25 protein-coding genes are annotated in these 20,294 nt (G+C 62.2%); 15 read left to right on the top strand and 10 right to left on the bottom strand.

The window, feature by feature from the left end; translation table 11 throughout:
* Positions 1-3 precede the first annotated feature (3 nt).
* The 9 genes from JOE27_RS04355 (at position 4) to JOE27_RS04395 (ending at position 10,701) form a co-directional block, all read left to right on the top strand.
* Complete coding sequence (locus tag JOE27_RS04355; protein WP_204918016.1) at positions 4-1,929, top strand: extracellular solute-binding protein; 1,926 nt, start codon at positions 4-6, stop codon at positions 1,927-1,929.
* A complete protein-coding gene (locus JOE27_RS04360) occupies positions 1,926-2,984 on the top strand; it encodes a microcin C ABC transporter permease YejB (protein WP_039602125.1) in 1,059 nt (352 codons plus the stop codon). The genes JOE27_RS04355 and JOE27_RS04360 overlap by 4 nt, the downstream gene beginning before the upstream one ends.
* The gene (locus JOE27_RS04365) at positions 2,984-4,000 is read left to right on the top strand and encodes an ABC transporter permease (protein ID WP_204918018.1); all 1,017 of its coding nucleotides are present in this window, start codon (positions 2,984-2,986) and stop codon (positions 3,998-4,000) included. Before JOE27_RS04360 ends, JOE27_RS04365 begins: the two co-directional genes overlap by 1 nt.
* A gap of 35 nt (positions 4,001-4,035) precedes the next feature.
* Positions 4,036-5,418 carry a sigma 54-interacting transcriptional regulator gene (locus tag JOE27_RS04370; RefSeq protein ID WP_204918020.1) on the top strand — a complete coding sequence of 461 codons (1,383 nt, stop codon included), beginning with the start codon at positions 4,036-4,038 and terminating at the stop codon, positions 5,416-5,418.
* A gap of 221 nt (positions 5,419-5,639) precedes the next feature.
* Complete coding sequence (locus tag JOE27_RS04375; protein WP_012314567.1) at positions 5,640-7,031, top strand: GntP family permease; 1,392 nt, start codon at positions 5,640-5,642, stop codon at positions 7,029-7,031.
* Between the two features lie 11 nt (positions 7,032-7,042).
* Positions 7,043-7,813 (top strand): 3-hydroxybutyrate dehydrogenase, encoded by a 771-nt coding sequence (hbdH, locus tag JOE27_RS04380; protein ID WP_204918022.1) that lies wholly within the window; start codon positions 7,043-7,045, stop codon positions 7,811-7,813.
* A gap of 55 nt (positions 7,814-7,868) precedes the next feature.
* Positions 7,869-8,348, top strand: a complete 480-nt coding sequence (gene eco / locus JOE27_RS04385; protein WP_115274741.1) for a serine protease inhibitor ecotin — start codon at positions 7,869-7,871, stop codon at positions 8,346-8,348.
* 79 nt (positions 8,349-8,427) lie between these two features.
* Positions 8,428-10,389: an acetoacetate--CoA ligase gene (locus tag JOE27_RS04390; protein WP_204918024.1), complete on the top strand. Its 1,962-nt coding sequence runs from the start codon at positions 8,428-8,430 to the stop codon at positions 10,387-10,389.
* Positions 10,390-10,425: 36 nt separating this feature from the next.
* On the top strand, positions 10,426-10,701 hold the full coding sequence (locus JOE27_RS04395) for a peptidylprolyl isomerase (RefSeq protein ID WP_046786145.1): 276 nt from the start codon (positions 10,426-10,428) through the stop codon (positions 10,699-10,701).
* A gap of 9 nt (positions 10,702-10,710) precedes the next feature.
* Here JOE27_RS04395 and JOE27_RS04400 read toward each other — a convergent pair whose 3' ends face one another.
* On the bottom strand, positions 10,711-11,334 hold the full coding sequence (locus tag JOE27_RS04400; RefSeq protein ID WP_046786144.1) for a LysE family translocator: 624 nt from the start codon (positions 11,332-11,334) through the stop codon (positions 10,711-10,713).
* Positions 11,335-11,464: 130 nt separating this feature from the next.
* On the opposite strand from JOE27_RS04400, the gene JOE27_RS04405 reads away from it, so the two are divergent.
* Together JOE27_RS04405 and JOE27_RS04410 are read left to right on the top strand one after the other, a co-directional pair.
* The gene (locus JOE27_RS04405) at positions 11,465-12,295 is read left to right on the top strand and encodes an AraC family transcriptional regulator (protein ID WP_161871028.1); all 831 of its coding nucleotides are present in this window, start codon (positions 11,465-11,467) and stop codon (positions 12,293-12,295) included.
* A gap of 78 nt (positions 12,296-12,373) precedes the next feature.
* A complete protein-coding gene (locus JOE27_RS04410) occupies positions 12,374-12,988 on the top strand; it encodes a LysE family translocator (RefSeq protein WP_204918026.1) in 615 nt (204 codons plus the stop codon).
* Here JOE27_RS04410 and JOE27_RS04415 read toward each other — a convergent pair.
* Positions 12,969-13,661, bottom strand: a complete 693-nt coding sequence (locus JOE27_RS04415) for a metallophosphoesterase (protein WP_204918028.1) — start codon at positions 13,659-13,661, stop codon at positions 12,969-12,971. The two genes, JOE27_RS04410 and JOE27_RS04415, sit on opposite strands and share 20 nt — an antisense overlap.
* Positions 13,662-13,902: 241 nt before the next feature.
* Here JOE27_RS04415 and JOE27_RS04420 point away from each other — a divergent pair, with 241 nt between their 5' ends.
* Both JOE27_RS04420 and JOE27_RS04425 read left to right on the top strand, forming a co-directional pair.
* Positions 13,903-14,646 carry a carbon-nitrogen hydrolase family protein gene (locus tag JOE27_RS04420; protein WP_204918030.1) on the top strand — a complete coding sequence of 248 codons (744 nt, stop codon included), beginning with the start codon at positions 13,903-13,905 and terminating at the stop codon, positions 14,644-14,646.
* On the top strand, positions 14,643-14,885 hold the full coding sequence (locus JOE27_RS04425) for a hypothetical protein (protein ID WP_204918032.1): 243 nt from the start codon (positions 14,643-14,645) through the stop codon (positions 14,883-14,885). The genes JOE27_RS04420 and JOE27_RS04425 overlap by 4 nt, the downstream gene beginning before the upstream one ends.
* A 41-nt stretch (positions 14,886-14,926) precedes the next feature.
* On the opposite strand, the gene JOE27_RS04430 is transcribed toward JOE27_RS04425, so the two are convergent.
* Together JOE27_RS04430 and JOE27_RS04435 are read right to left on the bottom strand one after the other, a co-directional pair.
* Positions 14,927-15,427 (bottom strand): methylated-DNA--[protein]-cysteine S-methyltransferase, encoded by a 501-nt coding sequence (locus JOE27_RS04430; protein ID WP_204918034.1) that lies wholly within the window; start codon positions 15,425-15,427, stop codon positions 14,927-14,929.
* A gap of 85 nt (positions 15,428-15,512) precedes the next feature.
* The gene (locus tag JOE27_RS04435) at positions 15,513-16,301 is read right to left on the bottom strand and encodes an LPS biosynthesis protein (protein ID WP_046786137.1); all 789 of its coding nucleotides are present in this window, start codon (positions 16,299-16,301) and stop codon (positions 15,513-15,515) included.
* 198 nt (positions 16,302-16,499) lie between these two features.
* Here JOE27_RS04435 and JOE27_RS24780 point away from each other — a divergent pair, with 198 nt between their 5' ends.
* Entirely contained in the window at positions 16,500-16,697 is a 198-nt protein-coding gene (locus JOE27_RS24780; RefSeq protein ID WP_046786136.1) for a hypothetical protein, read from the top strand.
* A gap of 33 nt (positions 16,698-16,730) precedes the next feature.
* On the opposite strand, the gene JOE27_RS04440 is transcribed toward JOE27_RS24780, so the two are convergent.
* From JOE27_RS04440 to JOE27_RS24785, 6 genes are all read right to left on the bottom strand, one after another.
* Entirely contained in the window at positions 16,731-17,090 is a 360-nt protein-coding gene (locus JOE27_RS04440; protein ID WP_115275541.1) for a hypothetical protein, read from the bottom strand.
* Positions 17,091-17,169: 79 nt separating this feature from the next.
* Positions 17,170-17,502: a hypothetical protein gene (locus tag JOE27_RS04445; RefSeq protein ID WP_080952109.1), complete on the bottom strand. Its 333-nt coding sequence runs from the start codon at positions 17,500-17,502 to the stop codon at positions 17,170-17,172.
* Between the two features lie 237 nt (positions 17,503-17,739).
* On the bottom strand, positions 17,740-18,036 hold the full coding sequence (locus tag JOE27_RS04450) for a hypothetical protein (protein WP_204918036.1): 297 nt from the start codon (positions 18,034-18,036) through the stop codon (positions 17,740-17,742).
* A gap of 102 nt (positions 18,037-18,138) precedes the next feature.
* Positions 18,139-18,366 (bottom strand): hypothetical protein, encoded by a 228-nt coding sequence (locus JOE27_RS04455; protein ID WP_204918038.1) that lies wholly within the window; start codon positions 18,364-18,366, stop codon positions 18,139-18,141.
* 60 nt (positions 18,367-18,426) lie between these two features.
* Complete coding sequence (locus JOE27_RS04460; protein ID WP_039601658.1) at positions 18,427-18,672, bottom strand: hypothetical protein; 246 nt, start codon at positions 18,670-18,672, stop codon at positions 18,427-18,429.
* A gap of 149 nt (positions 18,673-18,821) precedes the next feature.
* The gene (locus tag JOE27_RS24785) at positions 18,822-19,124 is read right to left on the bottom strand and encodes a hypothetical protein (RefSeq protein ID WP_239539292.1); all 303 of its coding nucleotides are present in this window, start codon (positions 19,122-19,124) and stop codon (positions 18,822-18,824) included.
* A gap of 388 nt (positions 19,125-19,512) precedes the next feature.
* Between JOE27_RS24785 and JOE27_RS04465 the strand changes: the two genes are divergently transcribed.
* Positions 19,513-20,274 carry an SDR family oxidoreductase gene (locus tag JOE27_RS04465; RefSeq protein ID WP_012314585.1) on the top strand — a complete coding sequence of 254 codons (762 nt, stop codon included), beginning with the start codon at positions 19,513-19,515 and terminating at the stop codon, positions 20,272-20,274.
* Positions 20,275-20,294 lie beyond the last annotated feature (20 nt).

The following is a 20,294-nucleotide window of genomic DNA, read 5'->3' on the forward strand; positions in this document are numbered from 1 at the left end:
ACCATGACCACCTCTGTGGGAGCGGCTTTGCCCGCGAATGCGCCCGTGCAGGCAACGCCGTTGCCTGGCCGGGCCTCTTCGCGGGCAAGCCCGCTCCCACAGATGTTTCTGGGGATCGTGCTGGCCTGCATGGGTTTTACCGCCCTCGCCGAACCGACCCACGCCCTCACCGTTTACGGTGAAGCCCCGCGCTACGCCCAAACGTTCCGCCACTTCGACTACGTCAACCCCGATGCCCCCAAGGGCGGTATCCTGCGCCGCTCGGCCACCGAAATCGGTCAGTTCGACCACATCCTGCCGTACATCGACAAAGGTATCGGCGTCAGCCAGGTCGATGGCTGGCTGTACGCCCCTCTGGCCGTGCGTTCATTCGATGAGCCCTACACCGTCTATGGCCTGATCGCCCGGCGCATGGAACGCGGCCCGCAAGACGCCTGGCTACGTTTTTACATCGACCCCAGGGCCACCTTTGCCGATGGCAAACCCGTGCGTGCCGAGGATGTGCGCTTCAGTTACGACAAGCTGATGAGCGAGGGCAGCCTCAAATACCGGACCCAGTTCGCCGATGTGGCGGGTGTCACTGTCGAAGGCCCGCACCGCGTGCGTTTCGATTTCAAGCAACCCCACGGCCGCACCCTGCCCCTGGACCTTGCCAGTTTGCCGGTCCTGCCCGAACACGACTGGAACAGCCGCGACTTCGCCAACGGCGCCGGCTTCGACACACCGGTCGGCAGCGGCCCCTACCGCATCGGGCGGATCGACAATGGCCGCAGCGTCACCTTCGAGCGTGACCGGCACTGGTGGGCCAAGGACTTGCCCGTCAGCCGCGGCCGTTTCAACTTCGAACGCATTCGCGTCGAGTACTTTGGTGATACCGAGGTGGCGCGCCAGGTGCTCAAGGGCGGTGGCTACGACTACAACCGTGAGTTCTCGGCCACAGCCTTCACCCTCGGCTACAACGGTGCACAACTGGATGACGGCCGCCTGCAACGCGCCCACCTGGGCCCGGCCAAGCCACAGACCGCCCAGGGGTTCGTGTTCAACCTCGACCGGCCGCAGTTCAAGGACCGCCGCGTGCGCCAGGCGCTGGCCATGCTATGGGACTTCGAGTGGAGCAACCGCCAGATGATGCGCAACCTGTACATCCGCCAGCAGAGTATTTTTTCCAACACCCCGCTGGCGGCGCGCGAATTGCCGGATGCCGATGAACTGAAACTGCTTGAGCCGCTGCGCGGCAAGGTACCGGGCGAAGTCTTCAGCCAGGTGTTCACAGCCCCCATAACCGACGGTTCGGGGATTATCCGCACGCAGCAACTGCAGGCCCTGGCCCTGCTGCAGCAGGCGGGTTGGCACCCTAAGGGTGATCACCTGGTCAACGCCGAGGGCCAGCCGCTGACATTTACCTTCCTCAACGGCCAGGCCGGCCTTGAGCGTTTGCTGCTGCCGTGGAAACGTAACCTGGCACAGATCGGCGTTACCCTGAACATCCGCAATGTCGACTCGGCCCAGTACGTCAATCGTCTGATGGCCCGCGACTACGACATGCTCGTCACCGGCTACCCGGCCACCCTCTCACCGGGTGCCGAACTCTACAATTACTTCGGGTCTGCAGCAGCCAACGACCCAGGCTCGAACAACCTGATGGTGCTCAAGGACCCTGCGGTGGACAGCCTGATCGACGGGCTGGTGCGCGCCGACACCCAGGCTGACATGCTGCGCCACGCCCATGCGCTGGACCGTGTGCTGCAGTGGAACTACTACTGGATCCCCAACTACTACCCGCCAGGCAGTTCGACCGTGTGGTGGAACCGCTTCGGCCTGCCCAAGGTCCAGCCTGCTTATGACGAAGGGCTGGACAGCTGGTGGGAAATCAGCCCGAACGCCCTGACCAGCGCGCAGATGGCCGAGCGCCAGAAGGCTGCGCCATGACGTCCTATATCCTGCGCCGCCTGCTGCTGATCATCCCCACGCTGCTGGCGATCCTGCTGGTCAACTTCGCCATCGTCCAGGCGGCCCCCGGTGGCCCGGTGGAGCAGGCGGTGGCCAGGCTGCAGGGCATCGGCGGCGGGGCACCGGGCGCCCGGGCCGACGTGGTTCATGGCGAATCCCGCGCCACCCGGGGCCTGGACCCGAAACTGATCGAGGAGATCAAGCGCCAGTACGGCTTCGACAAGTCGGCCCCTGAGCGCCTGTGGCTGATGCTCGGCCAGTATGCACGGCTGGATTTCGGCCAGAGCTTCTTCCGCGGCGCCAAGGTCACCGACCTGATTCTGGACAAGCTGCCGGTGACCCTTTCACTGGGGTTCTGGGCCACGTTGATCACCTACCTGGTGTCGATCCCGCTGGGCATCCGCAAGGCGGTGCGCCACGGCAGCCGTTTCGATGCCTGGAGCAGTGCGCTGATCGTGATCGGTTACGCCCTGCCCTCCTTCCTGTTCGCCTTGCTGCTGATCGTGCTGTTCGCCGGTGGCACCTCGCTGAACTGGTTCCCGGTACGCGGCCTGGTCTCGGAGAACTTCGACCAGCTCAGCCTGCTGGGCAAGGTCGCCGACTACTTCTGGCACCTGGTGCTGCCGGTGGGGGCACTGGTGGTCGGCGGCTTCGCCACACTGACATTGCTGACCAAGAACGCCTTCCTCGATGAAATCTCCCGTCAGTACGTGGTCACGGCCCGCGCCAAGGGCCTGAGCGAGCGTCGCGTCCTGTATGGCCACGTGCTGCGCAATGCCATGCTGGTGGTGCTGGCAGGCTTGCCGCAGGCGCTGATCACGGTGTTCTTCGCAGGATCCCTGCTGATCGAGGTGATTTTTTCACTCGATGGCCTCGGGCGCATGAGCTACGAGGCAGCGGTGTCGCGTGACTACCCGGTAGTGTTTGGCACACTGTTCATCTTCACCCTGGCCGGCCTGCTGATACGCCTGATCGGCGACTTGTCGTATACCTTGCTCGATCCGCGCATCGACTTTGACGCGAGGGCGCACTGATGCTCTCGCCGGTTTCGCGTCGCCGCCTGCAACGCTTTCGCCGCAACCGCCGTGGCTGGGTGTCGTTGTGGCTGTTCGCAGGCCTGCTGCTGCTCAGCCTTGGTGCAGAGCTCGTCGCCAACGACAAACCCTTGCTGCTTGGCTACAAGGGCGAGCTGTACATGCCTGCGCTCAAACGCTACAGCGAGCAGCAGTTCGGCGGCCAACTGCCGTTTCAGCCGGACTACCGTAGCGCGTATGTCCGCCAGCTGATCGAGGGCCAGGGCGGCTGGATGCTGTTCGCACCGATTCCGTTCAGTGCCGACACACCCAACTACGACCTGCAAGTACCCACCCCAAGCCCACCGAGCAGCAGCAACTGGCTGGGTACCGACGACCAGGGCCGCGACGTGCTCGCGCGGGTGTTGTACGGCACCCGGGTATCGCTGCTGTTCGCCTTTGCCCTGACGGTGGTCAGCGTGCTGATCGGCGTGATCGCCGGGGCCTTGCAGGGCTACCACGGTGGTTGGGTGGACCTGCTCGGGCAACGCGTGCTGGAGGTGTGGTCGGGGTTGCCGGTGCTGTACCTGCTGATCATCCTCAGCGGTTTCGTCGAGCCGGACTTCTGGTGGCTGCTGGGGATCATGGCGCTGTTCTCGTGGTTGACCCTGGTGGATGTGGTGCGGGCCGAGTTCCTGCGTGGGCGCAACCTGGAGTACGTGAAGGCCGCCCGCGCTCTGGGCCTGCCTGACAGCCAGGTGATGCTGCAGCACATCCTGCCCAATGCGATGAACGCCACGCTGACCTACGTGCCGTTCATGCTCACCGGGGCCATCACTACACTGACCGCGCTGGACTTTCTGGGCTTTGGCATGCCGGCCGGGAGTGCTTCGCTGGGTGAGCTGGTAACCCAGGGCAAGCAGCACCTGGAGGCCCCTTGGCTGGGCTTCACGGCGTTCTTTGCGCTGGCGGTGGTGCTGTCATTGCTGGTGTTTATCGGGGATGCCTTGCGCGAGGCCTTCGACCCGAGAGTTTAGGCTGGTACTGCCATCACAGGTTTCAGGGAACTGCCATGCAAGAAAGCAATACCCTCAAGGACTATCCTCAGGTACGGCAACTGGCGATCCGCTCGCTGTTCGAAATCATCGAGCAGTCCAGCGAGGGCACGGTGATCGTCGACCGCGAGGCGCGAATCGTGTGGATGAACGAACGCTATGCCCGCCGTTTTGGCCTGGCCGATGCCGCCAGTGCCATCGGCCAGCCATGCGAAACGGTGATCCCGGGCAGCCTGATGCGCGAGGTGGTGAGTAACGGCCGGCCGATCCTGCTGGACATGCTCGACACCGCCAAGGAGCCACTGGTGGTCATGCGCCTGCCGATCCACGATGCCCAGGGGGCGCTTATCGGTGCCATCGGCTTTGCCCTGTTCGACGAATTGCGCAGCCTGTCGCCACTGCTCAAGCGCTATTCGAGCATGCAGCAGGAACTGGCCACGACACGCTCGCAACTGCGCGCGCGCCAAGCCAAATACAGTTTTGCCCAGTTCGTCGGCAGCAGCGCGGCGAGCCTTGAGGCCAAACGCCGTGCCAGGCGTGGCGCGGCCAGCGAGTCGCCGGTGTTGTTGCTCGGCGAAACCGGTACCGGCAAGGAGCTGCTGGCCCATGCCATTCACGCAGCCTCGGCACGTGCGCACAAAGCCTTTGTCAGCATCAACAGTGCAGCGATCCCCGAGGCGCTGCTGGAAGCCGAGTTCTTTGGCACGGCCCCGGGCGCCTTTACCGGCGCTGACCGTAAGGGGCGCAGCGGTAAGTTGCAGTTGGCCGAGGGTGGCACCTTGTTCCTCGACGAAATCGGCGACATGCCCCTGGCCCTGCAAAGCAAACTGCTGCGCGTACTGCAGGAGAAGGAATACGAACCGGTGGGCTCGAACCAGATGCTGCGCAGCGACGTGCGCATCATCGCTGCCACGTCAATCGATTTGCAGGCGGCCATGGCCCGCGGGGCGTTTCGCGCCGATCTGTATTACCGCCTGAATGTACTGCCAATCCAGGCACCGCCGCTGCGCGAGCGCCTCGAAGACCTGCCCGCGTTATGCGAGGCGATCCTGGCCGAACTGGGCAGCCAGTTCGAGCTGGAGCCCGATGCGCTGCAATTGCTGGCACGCCATGCCTGGCCAGGGAACATCCGTGAGCTGCGCAACGTGCTGGAACGGGCAACCCTGCTGGCAGACCAGCCGCGCCTTACCGCCTTGGACTTGCGCGAGGCACTAGGGCCGGTGGCGCCGCTTGCCACAACTACCGTTAGGCAAAGCTACCGCGATGCCTGTGCGCAATTCGAGCGCAAACTGATTGCCGACACGTTGGCCGAACACGCCGGCAATGTGGTGGAAGCAGCCAAAGCATTGGGTTTGGGCCGTTCGACGTTCTACAAGAAGCGGGTGGCTTTGGGCGTCTGAGTCTCTCATCAGAGACTGATGTTTCGCGATGGAGACTACTGCGGGCGCTCTGCCCTGAAACGCGGTTGGGAGCAATAGCTGCCGCAGCTAATCTCAAATGAGAGACACAGCAATCTTCCACTTGTAAAAATACTATATAAATCAACAGGTTAAATATTGGCACGATTCCCGCTATCTCCCGGTCACCGATAACAAAAAGACCTACCCAGGAGATCTACCCGATGACCGTGCTCATCGCCCTCGCCGCTTTGGCCCTGCTGATGCTGGCCGCCTACCGCGGTTACAGCGTGATCCTCTTCGCTCCCATCGCCGCCCTCGGCGCGGTGCTGCTGACCGACCCCGCCGCCGTGGCACCCGCCTTTACCGGGGTGTTCATGGAAAAGATGGTCGGTTTCATCAAGCTGTACTTCCCGGTGTTCCTGCTTGGCGCGGTGTTCGGCAAGCTCATCGAACTGTCCGGTTTCTCGCGCTCGATCGTCGCCGCAGCCATCCGCCTGCTCGGCACCCGCCAGGCCATGCTGGTGATTGTGCTCGTTTGCGCTTTGCTCACTTATGGTGGGGTATCGCTGTTTGTGGTGGTGTTCGCGGTGTACCCGTTCGCCGCCGAAATGTTCCGCCAAAGTGATATTCCCAAGCGCCTGATCCCGGCAACCATCGCCTTGGGCGCCTTCTCGTTCACCATGGACGCCCTGCCCGGCACACCGCAGATTCAGAACATCATCCCCAGTACCTTCTTCAACACCACCGCCTGGGCCGCGCCCTGGCTGGGGCTGATCGGCACGGTGTTCGTGTTCTGCAGCGGCATGCTTTACCTGCAACGCCAGCGTAACAAGGCCCAGCGCGCCGGCGAGGGCTATGGCAGCAACCTGCGCAACGAACCGGAAACCGCCGCCGACCTGACCTTGCCCAACCCATGGCTGGCGCTTTCGCCGCTGGTACTGGTGGGTGTAATGAACCTGCTGTTCACCCACTGGATCCCGCAGTGGTATGGGGCCAGCCATACCCTGCAGCTGCCGGGCATGAGTGCGCCGGTGAACAGCGACGTGGCCAAGCTGACGGCGATCTGGGCAGTGCAGGCCGCGCTGCTGGTGGGCATCCTGATGGTGCTGGTGTGCGCCTTCGGCGCCATCCGTGAGCGCCTGGCCGAAGGCACCAAAAGTGCCGTCGGTGGTGCCTTGCTGGCCGCCATGAACACGGCCTCCGAGTACGGTTTTGGTGCTGTGATCGCTTCGCTGCCCGGCTTTCTGGTACTGGCCGACGCCCTGCGCGGCATCCCCAACCCGCTGGTCAATGAAGCGATCACCGTGACCTTGCTGGCCGGCATCACCGGCTCCGCCTCTGGCGGCATGAGCATTGCCCTGGCGGCCATGGGCGACAGCTTCATCGCCGCGGCAAACGCCGCCAACATACCGCTCGAGGTGCTGCACCGGGTGGCCGCGATGGCCAGTGGCGGCATGGACACCCTGCCGCACAACGGTGCGGTGATCACCTTACTGGCCGTCACCGGCTTGACCCACCGCGAGGCCTACAAGGACATTTTCGGTATTACCCTGATCAAGACCCTGGCGGTCTTCGTGGTCATCGCCACGTTCTACGCCACCGGCATCGTCTAAGGAGCTTTTGCATGACCCTCAAAGGCAAGACTGCACTCGTCACCGGTTCCACCAGCGGCATCGGCCTGGGCATCGCCCAGGTGCTGGCCCGCGCTGGCGCCAACATCCTGCTCAACGGTTTCGGCGACCCGGCACCGGCTCTGGCCGAGGTTACGCAGCATGGGGTCAAGGCTGCGCACCATCCGGCCGACCTTGGCGAGGTGGCCCAGATAGAAGCATTGTTCGCGTTTGCCGAGCAGACCTTCGGCGGCGTCGACATCCTGGTCAATAATGCGGGCATCCAGCATGTGGCGCCGGTCGAGCAGTTTCCGCTGGAAAGCTGGGACAAGATCATCGCCCTGAACCTGTCGGCGGTGTTCCATGGCACGCGCCTGGCCCTGCCCGGCATGCGTGAGCGCAACTGGGGGCGCATCGTCAATATCGCCTCGGTGCACGGGTTGGTCGGTTCCACCGGCAAGGCCGCCTATGTGGCGGCCAAGCACGGCGTGGTCGGCCTGACCAAGGTGGTGGGGCTGGAAACGGCGACTGGCAATGTCACCTGCAACGCCATCTGCCCGGGCTGGGTGCTGACGCCGCTGGTGCAAAAGCAGATCGACGAACGCGCCGCCAAGGGTGTCGCCCCGCAGCAGGCGCAAGCGGACTTGCTGGCCGAGAAGCAACCTTCATTGGCCTTCGTCACCCCTGAACACCTGGGCGAGCTGGTACTATTCCTGTGCAGCGAGGCCGCAAGCCAGGTCCGCGGCGCCGCCTGGAATGTCGATGGTGGCTGGCTGGCCCAGTGATGGGCAGCCTGGGCCTGGTGCGGGTCTTGCCATTGTTCAACTGCAAGGAGGCCCTATGCGCCCAACCCCCCTGTCCGCGATCCTGGCCCTGACCCTGGCGGCCACTGCCCCAGCGATGGCCGCCAGCCTGAAGGACATCGCGCCTTACCCCGAGGCTGAAAAAGGCTTTACCCGGCAGGTCATCCACCTGCCCGCACAACCCGACGAGCAAGCCTACAAGCTGGAAATTCTGGCTGGCAAGACGCTGCAGGTGGACTGTAACCGCCAGCGCCTGGCCGGCAGCCTGGAGGAACACACCCTCCAAGGCTGGGGTTACAGCTATTACCGCCTGGACAAGGTCGGCGGGCCGGCCAGTACCCTGATGGCCTGCCCGGATGGCAAAAAGACCGAGGCGTTCGTGCCGGTGGTCGGTGAAGGCTTCCTGCTGCGCTACAACAGCAAGTTGCCTGTCGTGGTGTATGTGCCTGATGGCGTGCAAGTGCGTTACCGCGTGTGGTCGGCATCGCAGGACGTGCAACAGGCCAAGGTGGAGTAAATTGAAGCGTAGCGGTGCTTGATCGCCGGCAAGCTGGCAAGCTGGCGATCAAGCGCGTCTTGGCAATGGGAGGTATGGCATGAATGATGTGCTTTGGTGTCCTGCTGCGGCGCAAATCGAGGCCAGCCGAATGGATGCCTTTCGCCGCTGGATCAACCTGCGCTACAACCTGCAGCTCAATGATTACGCAGCACTGCACAACTGGAGCATCGAGCAGCGCGCCGCTTTTTGGGAATCCATTGCCGACTATTTCCAGGTGTTGTGGCATAGCCCACCCAGCCAGGTACTGAGCGAAGGTGCACAGATGCCCGATGCTCGGTGGTTCGCCAAGGCCACCCTCAACTTCGCCGAACACCTGCTACGCCGGCGTGACGATCACACTGCGGTGACGGCCGTGCGCGAAGACGGCGAGCGCCGCTCACTGAGCCACGCGCAACTGGCCGCTGAGGTAGCCGGGCTGCAGAAGGCCTTCAAAAATGCCGGTATCGAGCCAGGTGACCGCATTGGCGCAGTGATGCCCAACACCTGGGAAACCCTCGTGGCCATGCTCGCCTGCACCAGCCTAGGCGCCGTCTGGTCGACGTCATCGCCGGAGTTTGGCCTGCACGGCATCATCGACCGTTTCGGCCAGATCGAGCCCAAGCTGCTGATCGTCTGTGCCGGTTACCAGTACGCCGGCAAGCAGATCGACCAGGTCGACAAGATCAACCAGGTCTGCGCGCAGTTGCCCGGGCTGCAGCAACTGATCGTGGTGCCCTACACGCGGCCGGACACCCAGGCCGACGAATTCAGTACCCCTGCCAAGGTCAGCCTGTGGGGCGACTTCTACCACGCAGGAGGTGAGCCAGGCTTCACCCCCTTACCGTTCGATCACCCGCTGTACATCCTCTATTCCAGCGGCACCACGGGCGTGCCCAAGTGCATCGTCCACAGCGCCGGCGGTGTCCTGCTGCAACACCTCAAGGAACACGGCCTGCACAATGACCTCAAGGCCGATGACGTGCTGTTCTACTACACCACCTGCGGCTGGATGATGTGGAACTGGCTGGCCAGTGGCCTGGCAGTAGGGGCCACTCTGGTGCTGTATGACGGCTCCCCCTTCCACCCGGGGCCTGAGCGCCTGCTCGACCTGATCGACGCCGAAGGCATCCAGGCCTTCGGTACCAGCGCCAAGTACCTGGCCGCACTTGAACAGGAAGGCCTGGAGCCGGCACGCAGTCATCGACTGGCCAGCCTGCGCCTGATCCTCTCCACCGGCTCACCGCTGTCGCCGCACAGTTACGACTACGTTTACCGCAAGATAAAGGCCGATCTGTGCCTGGCGTCCATGTCCGGTGGTACCGATATCGTGTCCTGCTTCGTGCTGGGCAACCCGACGCTGCCGGTACGCCGTGGCGAGATAGCCTGCAAGGGCCTGGGCATGGCGGTAGAAGTGTGGAATGAGCACGGCCAGCCGGTGACCGGTGAAAAAGGCGAGTTGGTGTGCACCCGCCACTTCCCGTCGATGCCCCGGGGGTTCTGGAACGACAACGATGGCAGCCGCTACCGCGAGGCCTACTTCAGCCAGTTTCCCGGTGTCTGGGCGCAGGGCGACTACGCCGAGCAGCTCACCACAGGCGGCATGGTGATCCATGGGCGTTCCGATGCCGTGCTCAACCCCGGTGGCGTGCGTATCGGCACGGCGGAAATCTATCGGCAGGTAGAAAAGGTCGAGCAGGTGCTGGAAAGTGTCGCCATCGGCCAGCAATGGAAAGGCGATGTGCGCGTCGTGCTGTTCGTGCGTCTGCGTGATGGCCTGGCGCTCGATGAGCCGTTGCAACAGCGCATTCGCCAGGTGATCCGCCAGTACACCACGCCGCGCCATGTACCGGCGGTGATCCTGCAGGTCAGCGATATTCCACGTACCATCAGCGGCAAGCTGGTGGAGCTGGCGGTGCGTAATGTGGTGCACGGGTTACCCGTGAAAAATACCGACGCGCTGGCCAACCCGGAAGCACTTGAGTTTTTTCGTGACCGCACGGAGCTGCACGTTCAGGCATAATGGCGCCCTTTTTTCACCCAGAAGCACAGGTGTCCCATGAAAGCTCAAGCCCGCCACATCCTGGTCAAGACCGCTGAGGAGGCCGAAAAGCTCAAACAGCGCATCGCCAATGGCGAGGCCTTCGACGTGCTGGCCAAGAAGTTTTCTACCTGCCCTTCAGGCAAGCGTGGCGGCGATCTGGGCGAAGTGCGCCCGGGGCAGCTGGTGGGGGCGATCGACCAGGTGATTTTCAAGAAACCCCTGCGTGTGGTGCACGGGCCGATAAAGAGCAAGTTCGGCTACCACCTGGTGCAGACCTTCTACCGCGACTGAACGGCGCCATTAACGGCGTGCGGCCAGCAAACCGAGGCCAGCGCAACCGAGCAGGCAGGCGCTGACCCGGTTGAACAGCCGGCGCGGCCCCGGCTGGCTGAACCAGCGCTGCAGGTAGGCGCCAAGGCCGGCATAGATGGCAATCGCCGCCCACTCCAGGAGCAGGAACAGTACCCCCAGCCAGAGGAACTGCTCACTGACCGGGGTGGGGCTGCCCACCGAGACGAACTGCGGCAGGAAGGCGGTAAAAATCAGGATTGCTTTCGGGTTGCCTGCGGCCACCCAGAACTCCTGCCGCGCCAGGCGCCAAACGCCACGCGGTTGCTCGCTCGCCACCAGGGCCTCGCCCACCGGAGCGCGCCACAGCTGCCAGGCGATGTAGAACAGGTAGGCCGCACCCACCACCTTGATCACAAGGAACAGGTACTCACTGGTGTGCAGCACCACCGCCAGGCCCATCGCCGCCAGGGCAATCATGCCGCTGAAGGCGAGAATGCGCCCGCCACCTGCCACGCATGCGGTACGCAGGCCATAGCGGCTGGCATTGTGCAACGACAACAGGTTGTTCGGCCCCGGTGCCATGTTCAGGGCGAAGCAGGCGGGGATGAATAACAGCAGGCTCGACAGGTCCATTTCGTTCTCCTGGAAATCTGCCGCCAATGTCGATGCTTGAGCGGTACCGGTCAAGGTACAGCCACAGGGAAAAACTGTACGGCAGCGCGTTCGGCGCTGTTAAGCTGCCAGCCTCAACGAGGGCTCCAGCATGCACCCTACCCGCTCCTCACTCTGGCGCGATCCGGCCCTGCCCTGGGTGGAAAGCCGCCGGGCCTGCCACAGCCGCGCCTGTTACAAGGCTCATAGCCACCCGACATTCTCCATCGGCGCGGTGGATGCGGGGTGCAGCGTCTTCACTGGCGCAGGTGATGGGCAGCAGCGGCTGACCCCAGGCACGCTGGTGTTGGTGCCGGCGCAGCGGGTGCATGCCTGCAACCCCGAGCCCGGCCAGGCATGGAGCTACCAGATGCTGCATGTCGAGGCCCAGTGGCTTGCGCAGCTGCGCCTGGAGTCGGGGCTCGACGCGGCCGGGCCGGGGGCGCCGGCGCGTATCAGCCGGCTGCCTGCGTTGTACCGCGAGTTCTGCGGGTTGAATGAATTGCTGTTCTCGGGTGCGAGCAGCGGCGAAAAGGAAGCCGCACTGATCGCCTTCATGGGTGATCATGATTTTGCCCAGCATCCTCACCTGGCGGCTGCGCCAGCGCCAGCATTGGGCATGCCGGCCCTGCGTGGCCTGATCGAGTGCATCGAAGCTCAAGACCCGGCCCGCTTGAGTCTTGAAGTGCTTGCCCGGCAAGCAGGGCTTGGCCGTTATCAGTTGATCCGTGCGTTCCGCGCGGCCACCGGGCTGACGCCGCATGCCTACCTGATCAATGCCCGCATCAACCGGGGCCGGCGGCTGCTGCGCGACGGGCTGGCGCTGGCCGAGGTGGCCTATCGACTGGGGTTTGCCGATCAGAGCCATTTTCAGCGGGTATTCAAGGCGCATGTGGGCGTGACGCCGGGGCAATATCGGCTGCGTCTGGATCAGAGGCCCTAAGCAACCCGCAATAATCTTCAATACCTGGTCCTGCCCCGCCTCCACACTGCGGCTTTATCACTCGAGATAGCCCGCACCATGGAGCAGTTTCTGATCGTCGCCCTCGCCCACTTCCTGGCCCTGCTTTCCCCTGGCCCGGACTTCTTCCTGGTCGCTCGTACCTCGATCAGCGCCGGTTGGCGCGTCGCCAGTGGCACCTGCCTGGGCATCGCTCTGGCCAATGGCCTGTTCATCAGCCTGGCCTTCGCGGGCCTGGCGGTACTGCAAGAAGGCAGCCCGGTGTTCATCGCCTTGCAGTTGGCCGGCGCGGTTTACCTGCTTTATATAGGCGCGCTGTTCCTGCGCCATGCCGGGCAGTCCGGCCTGGCTGCGGTGGATACCCTAGGGGCAGTGAGCGGCTGGTGGCGAGGGCTGGGCATGGGCCTGGTATCTGGCGGTCTCAACCCCAAGAACGCACTGTTCTACGCCAGCCTCGCCAGCATGGTCGCCAACAGCGGTGCTGCCTGGAAGTGGGCCTATGGCGCCTGGATGTTCACCATCGTTCTGCTGTGGGATTTGCTGGTGGCAGCGGCCATCGGCAACAAGCGCCTGCTACGGCGCTTTTCTCATGCCCTGCCCTGGCTGGAGCGGGCCTCGGGGATGATGCTGATTGCACTGGCAGGTGCATTGCTTTTCAGCCTGCTGCAGGGTTGAGCAGCGCCAGGCTGGCCAAGTCCATCAGGCTGAAATGGCCACTTGCCCAACCACCGGTGTCCAGATGCCAGACGTTACCCAACCGTTTGGCCTGGAGCACCGGCGTATGGCCCACCAGCAGGGCACGCACGCCTTCGACGGCGCCGGTATCCCCTTCTTTGAGCCGCCGGCGCGACCACTGGCAGACTTCACGCACCCCCGGGTCATCATCCTCCAGCAGACTGGCGCGCAGCTCGGCCCAGTCTGCAAACGGGGTGTCGGCATGCAGCACGCCAATCAACCCGGCCTCTGTCTGTACTTCCATGGCTATCGGCAACTGCAGGAAGTGTTCGACGAAAACCGCCTGCTCATCCTTTGGCAGATCGAGAAACCAGCCGCCGCCCGCTGCCCGATACATGTCCAGATCCAGCCGCCCACCGTACAGGCAGGTGATGGCCAGCGACTCATGGTTGCCCTGCACGGCATGGAACCAAGGTTTGGTCAGCCACGTCAGCGCCTCGATACTGTGCGGGCCGCGGTCGACCAGGTCACCAACACTGAATAGCCGATCCACCGCAGGGTCGAACCCCACCGCCTCCAGGCACTGCTCCAGGCGCCGAAAATGCCCGTGAATATCGCCAACAGCCAGGTCACGCCCGTGGCTGTTGGCGGCTACCCGCCGAAACCGGCTCATTGCATTGTTCCTCTGTTGCCGCACGTTGGGGAGCGGATGATGGGTACCGCTCTCGTGCATGACGTGCTCATGGCCCTATCAACCAACAGCATGGCACAAGGCACAGCACCTGCGCAGTTCGAACTGGTTTCGCCAATGTTTCGCCACGCCCGCGGCCTCCTGAAATACCCTTCACTGGAACAGGTGATCCTGCCGATAGTATGCTCGGCCTTTCGATCTGTACCAGGGAAGGGAATTACCCATGAAACTCTGTGCCGTACAGCTGGCATCAGTCAAAGGCGAACTACAAGTCAATCTCGACCGCCACCTGCACTGCATAGAGCAGGCCGCAGACCTGGGCGCCGAACTGGTGGTGTTCCCCGAGCTGTCGCTGACTGGTTACGAGCCTACCCTGGCAAGGCAGGTGGCCTTGCCGCTCACCTCTGCCCGGCTCGATCCGCTGCAGCGAATCTGCGACCGCCTGGCAATCTGCGTAGCCGTGGGCCTGCCACTGCCCACCGCAGATGGCATTCAGATCGCAATGCCGATCCTGCGCCCCGGCCAGCCGCGGCTGGCCTACGCCAAACAACGGCTGCACGAGGACGAGCTGGCGTTTTTCTCGGCCGGTGACCAGCCCTTGGTTTTCGCCGCAGGGCAACTGCAGATAGCACCCGCCATCTGTTACGAATCGATGTTCTTCGCGCATGCAGCACAAGCCCGCGACAGGGGCGCAGAGCTGTACCTGGTGAGCGTGGCGAAGACGGCGAAGGGCATCCGTGAAGGCAATGAGCACTACCCGCAAGTCGCTCGCACTTTGGGTATCCCGGTATTGATGGCCAACTGTGTGGGCCCGGCCGACAACTTCGTGGGTGCCGGCGGCTCGGCGGCCTGGGACAGCCAGGGCAACCTGCTGGCGGCGCTGGATGGCCGCCATGAAGGCATCATCTTGCTGGATACCGCGAACTCCAGCGCCATCGGCGTACCGCTGAGCGTGCCTTCTGCATGAAGTATCTGCTTTTGATAGTGGCCAGCTTTGCCAGCACCTATCATCTGGTGGGGCTGTTGATCAACAGCCAGCTGAATGAGCTGGCCGAGGGGTTGCGCCATCGCCCGGATGCGCCACCGCCCGGGCAGTACCTGCGCGAAGTAAGGCCACAGGCCCGCCGGGCGCATCAGCAGTACACGCTGATGGCGGGCTCGACGTTGGCAGTGGTGGTGTGCCTGGCCGTGTATTGGGTCAGTTGAGTTTTCAGGTTCAGTCGCGACCTTTCGCGGACAAAGCCTGGCTAAAGGTCCAAAGCTAGGCTTTGTTGCCCCTCAAGCGCCAAGAGGTACTGCTTGGCCGGCATCCCCCCGGCAAAGCCGGTCAGGCTCCCGGATGCGCCAATCACCCGGTGGCACGGGGCAATGATCGAGATCGGATTACGGCCGTTGGCCGCACCGACCGCGCGTACGGCGCTCGGGTTACCGATCTGCCGGGCGATATCGCTGTAGCTTCGGGTCTGGCCGAACGGAATGGTGAGCAACGCCGCCCACACCTGGCGCTGAAACGCGGTGCCGGCAAAATCCAGTGCCAACTCGAACCGTTGGCGCTTGCCGGCAAAGTACTCTTCCAACTGGCGAGCGGCTTCGCGCAGTATTGGCTGCTCATCATCCCGATGCACCTCACCCAGGCGAACGCGGTTTTCCCGCTCCTCTTCCCACAGCACGGCGGCCAGGCGCTCGCCGCGGGCCACCAGGGTCAAGGTGCCGACCGGGGACTGCATCAGGGTGAAGGCGCTGGACATGCTTGTTTCTCACTGCAGGGCTAGGTCCGGGCACTGTAGCGCCGGCCCACACCTCGCGCATCCGCTTTCTTGCTCAGGCAATCACTCAGCTCGCGATGCGGCGGGCTTGGGCCAGGTCGATTTTGGGGATCAACGCCGCAGGTATGCGAGAAACCTCGGACAGGTTGTAAACCCGGAATCGCTCGCTGACAACCTGCTCGGCCATCAGCGTCAGCGACGGCAGTATGCGGCTCTCCCAGTGCTGGTCGAGCCCACAGGGGGAATGCTGCCCCTCACCGTTCTCGTAAAAGCGCCCTAATGACTGGTCCAGGTCAACACCCACCAGCAACACCTGCTCGAACCCCAGGTGATACGCCAGTTGCAGGGCGACATAAACCACTGTCCGGGCATCGAAGTAGCCGCTTGAGAGGTCTTTGCTGAAGGCGATCGACCGCGCCCGCTTGCTCCACAACGCCCTGCTGCAGACATGGGTTGCGCCGTGCCCCCGCAACCCGTCGAGCATGCCGGGGTTGTCGGCTTTATGCAGCGGATAACACTCGGTGTCGGGCGGGATGTCAGCGCCGACGAACTGCTCTGGCCACAGTGCCAAGCGCTGGCTATCGCGCAACGCCAAGGCAAACAGCTCTGGCTGCTGTGTGCGAAAGCTTTTGTCGGTGCAGATGTAAAAGAACGGCTTCACGGCACACGCAGCGGTGAGGGAAACCGAACCATTCATGGCAATCACAGGGAGGTGTGAAAATTCAAGCAAGGGGAACTGTTTGGCAGAAGCGCCCGACGCAAGAATCACCACCGGCCCTTTCTGGGTGTTTCGGCACGCCTCGAAACCTGAGAACGCGCCGCGCTCGGCATCGAGCTGTGACGGAGATATATTCATCGCGCCATCATCGGTTTGGAGTACCTAAAACACAATACCCCTCGGACACCGAACGATCCCTTTTACAAAGCCCTTACACAATCTGACCAACGTCTTGCCGTTCGTTTCACGCGACGACTCTCTTTTATGCATGAGTCGCCTTGCCGGTTACCCCTGGCGGTACTAATACTTAACTCTCTGCCTGGGGAGGCACGAACAATGCAACCAAGATTCGTTATCGTTCCCGCAGTGCCTATCGAAAGGGAATCCTTCCGCGTCGCTGGTCGCTACTACGCAGCTACCGTCTGCGGCGGCTACGACATCTACGACAATCAAGCAAAGGAGCGTCTCAAGCCCAGTTACTCCTGCAAAGAAGATGCGCAGGTGCAATGCCGTCAGATGAATCTGAAAGCCTAGAAGCCATGGGACTGCCAGGGGGCAGGCATCACCTCAATCCAGGCATTCCCGGGCCGCCAGCCGCAGCTTGTTGCCCGAGAGGAAACTGCCTTTGTAGAAAGTCGCCCGGCTGCCCTCACCGGACTCCAACACTTCCAGGACTTCATCAGAGGTCACTGCGCTGGGTGCGGTCAGGCGGTAGCCATGTGAAATGGATTTTTGCGTCGTGAGTGGCGCCAACGCTTGCCACTTGGGCAATACACAGGCGGCATAGACTTCTGGCGATTTGCGGGTCAGCTTGCTGGCTGTTGGCTTTCCTGGGTTTGCACAACCGGCCAGGGTGACGACCAGTGCGTAGCAAAAAGAGATGCGAAAGTTAGGCATTTGCATTTGACTCAAGTGGACAGGATGCATTTTAACCATGGTTTTGCATGACAAAAAGCCCGCGCATCTGGGGCGCGGGCTTTTGTACTCAGGTTTTGCCGCGGGCTGGCTAGGCCTTCGAACACATGAGGGCTGCATCGAGCAGCCGCCCGTGGTCATACCAGGCATCGCGCTGATAGGCCATGAACTGCTGACGCGTGCCGTAGCTGCGCAACTCTACAAGGCCATTGGCTGTGTTGGGGTCAGTACTGTCGACGAACAGACGCACCGAATCACCACTACCCACCTCATAGGTGGTTGCACTCCCATGCATCTCTTCCTTGACGCACCCTAGATAATCCGGCGGGCTCTTCTCGGTGATACCGGAGGTATGATCATGCCCATCCCGAACATCGGGGTTCTGTGCACACCCCGTCATAAAAGTTGCAGCCAACGCTGACATCAGTATTGCGCTTGCGAGCGATCTAGAGTTCTTCACGCGACACACTCCGGCGCCCCCTTCAACAACCCTTTGAAAATAGCTAACGAGCAACGCCCTTTTTCGTTTTTTTGGCCAATCCCATATTAACCCTCAGTCATAAACGAGCAATATTCTTCTTCGCTATAGGGGATGTGGCAGCGCCCTACCCTATTTGCAAGCTGACGGGAACACGCCATGCCGCTTTGCCATTAGCACCGCTCAATCTTGCTCGGCCACCTCACAAACGCCATTTGCACGCCCCTTGCCGGTGTACGAGACCCCCACAGACTCATCCGGGTTGACCATGATAGAGACGGTAACCCCATCGCCCTTGGCTTCGTAGTACGCGTCACTGAATTTCTTCAGTTTTGCCTCCTTGGCATTAATGTAGACAGGGCCGCCTTCATCCGCGTGCACTTCGATTCCGCCCGGGCATGTGGCGTTCACCAGTGGGATGCCTGCGTTGGCCATACTTGCAACAGAAATCAGAGCAACGCCCAGCGCTAGCCGCTTCATTCAAACCTCCTGATCCGGTTACAACCTCACTTATAGACATAGACGAATGTGAGCGCCTGCGCCTGCAACTTGATAGGACCGTCGACGCTGCCCGCCAGGGCCTCAGCCTGGCGCACGGTCATAAGCGTCCACGTTCTGCTTCGGGATCAGCACCGTCTTGGAAGCAGGAAGCTTGCTGGCGACATCAGGATCACGCTCCAGCTCATGTGCGAAACAGACAAGCCAGGCCCCGTCTGACTGGATAACTACCTTGGCCAGATAAGTACCGACCTGGCCGATGGTGAGGCCGGATGCTTGGGCAATCAGTTGGTATTGATCAGCAATATCCATTCGACCTTCCTGGAGCCGGACCATTGCCGGCCAGAAATACTTCCGATCGAGCGGCGAGCATCATGCTCTGCCCGCCTGGCTCTGCACATACTGCTCAGCCATCACCTTGCCTTCGAGGATGGCCTCCGTCGAGGACGAGAAGGCTCGACTCACTCGCAGCGTTCTCGAGACGCTGCCGGGCCGCCCGACTTCCACCAGCATTCCGGTCGGTGAGTCAGTGCACGACTCCCACAGAACGTAAATGGATGCCTGGTAACCAAGGTACGAATGCACATAAAGGTCATGATTGGTGGACTGAAGGTTCATCTGTTTCTCCAACGGGCGCCCTGATTGCACCTCTGCTGCAAATACGACTGGTGCGTTCACGCGTGCGTTCCGTTGTCCTCGTCAGGTTACCTGCCCCAGTGAAGCCGGACCAGCACATAGAGTACATCTGTACTCCCGCGCTATCCTTACTATTTCAAGCAGGTTGCGGGCCTACCCGTTGCAGCCAGACCCTCGGTGGCAATTCGGCGTGCACGCCCCACGCCCCAAGCCAGCGCTCTGGTCATCGACTCACCTGGTCTTGAGTCGAAAGCCTCCTCATGAAGCGTGGTACCAGCGGCCGCATAGACGCCGATGAACATCTGCGTAGCGCCTGTTCGCGACAGCCTCACCTGAACATCGATAACCGTGCCGTTATAAAGAGCCTCATCGTGCTCCCGGTGATGCAGGGTCGGGTCCGCCCACTGCCAATAAGTTTCTCCGCGAATTCGCATGCCGCCTCCTACGACTGATGTCTATTTGGAATCGCCAAATACCACCATAGCGAAGCGGTACCACCGTACAACCGGTATACGCGGAACTGTGCACTGAATCGGACCGCCGGCTAAATAACCGTTACAAAATCAAGGATTTGTACAACTTTCGGCTGGACGCGCCAGCTCAATGATCGCATTGTGCTGACCCCGGCCGGTGCTCGCGGATTCAGCCCCCAAAAGGCCCAATAGACGAGAGGCCTCAATACACATCTGCCCCCGGTGGAAGGAGAAACGAAAGAAGCAAAACTCCGATAGGCAGAGCAAGGTCGCCAAGGAGTTGTACGTTGAAAAGAGAGAAATTGGCACCGTCGAAAACGACAACCAATTCCTGACTTGGAGACATGAAATGACTGACTTCACCCCAACCCCAAACGAAGTGGCAGGCAAAGTGGTGCTGGTGACCGGCGCGGCCAGCGGCATCGGTAAGGCGATCGCCGAGCTCCTTCACGCTCGCGGTGCGAAAGTCATCGCCGAGGACATCGACCCTGCGGTCAACGTGCTTGAGCGTCCTGGCCTGGTTCCCTTCGTCGCTGACATCACTGTGGACGGCTCTGCCGAGCAGGCAGTGGCCCTGGCGGTCGAGAAGTTCGGCAAGCTGGACGTCCTGGTCAATAACGCCGGTCGCATCCTGTACAAGCCCCTGGTCGAGATGACCCGCGAAGATTGGGAATGGCAGATGCAAACCAACGTGACGGGTGCGTTCCTCCACTCCCGAGAAGCAATGAAGGAGATGATGAAGAACAAGAGCGGCGCGATCGTGAACATTGCTTCCTACGCGTCCTACTTCGCCTTCCCCGGTATCGCGGCCTATACCGCGTCCAAGGGCGCGTTGGCGCAGTTGACGCGCACCCAGGCGCTGGAAGCGATCGAACATGGTATTCGGGTGAACGCTATTGGCGTGGGGGACGTGGTCACCAACCTTTTGAATCACTTCATGGAAGACGGTCGCGGCTTTTTGCAGGAGCACGGCAAATCCGCGCCTATCGGTCGGGCGGCAGCACCGCAAGAGATCGCCGAGATCGTGTCTTTCCTGGCCTCCGAGCGCGCCAGTTTCATTGTCGGTTCGGTCGTCATGGCCGATGGCGGTATGAGCGTCCCGGTAGGTTGATGCTCCGCCGTCAAACGCGT

Origin of the sequence: Pseudomonas sp. M5 (assembly GCF_016907075.1) — a bacterium.
GTDB lineage: Bacteria > Pseudomonadota > Gammaproteobacteria > Pseudomonadales > Pseudomonadaceae > Aquipseudomonas > Aquipseudomonas putida_E.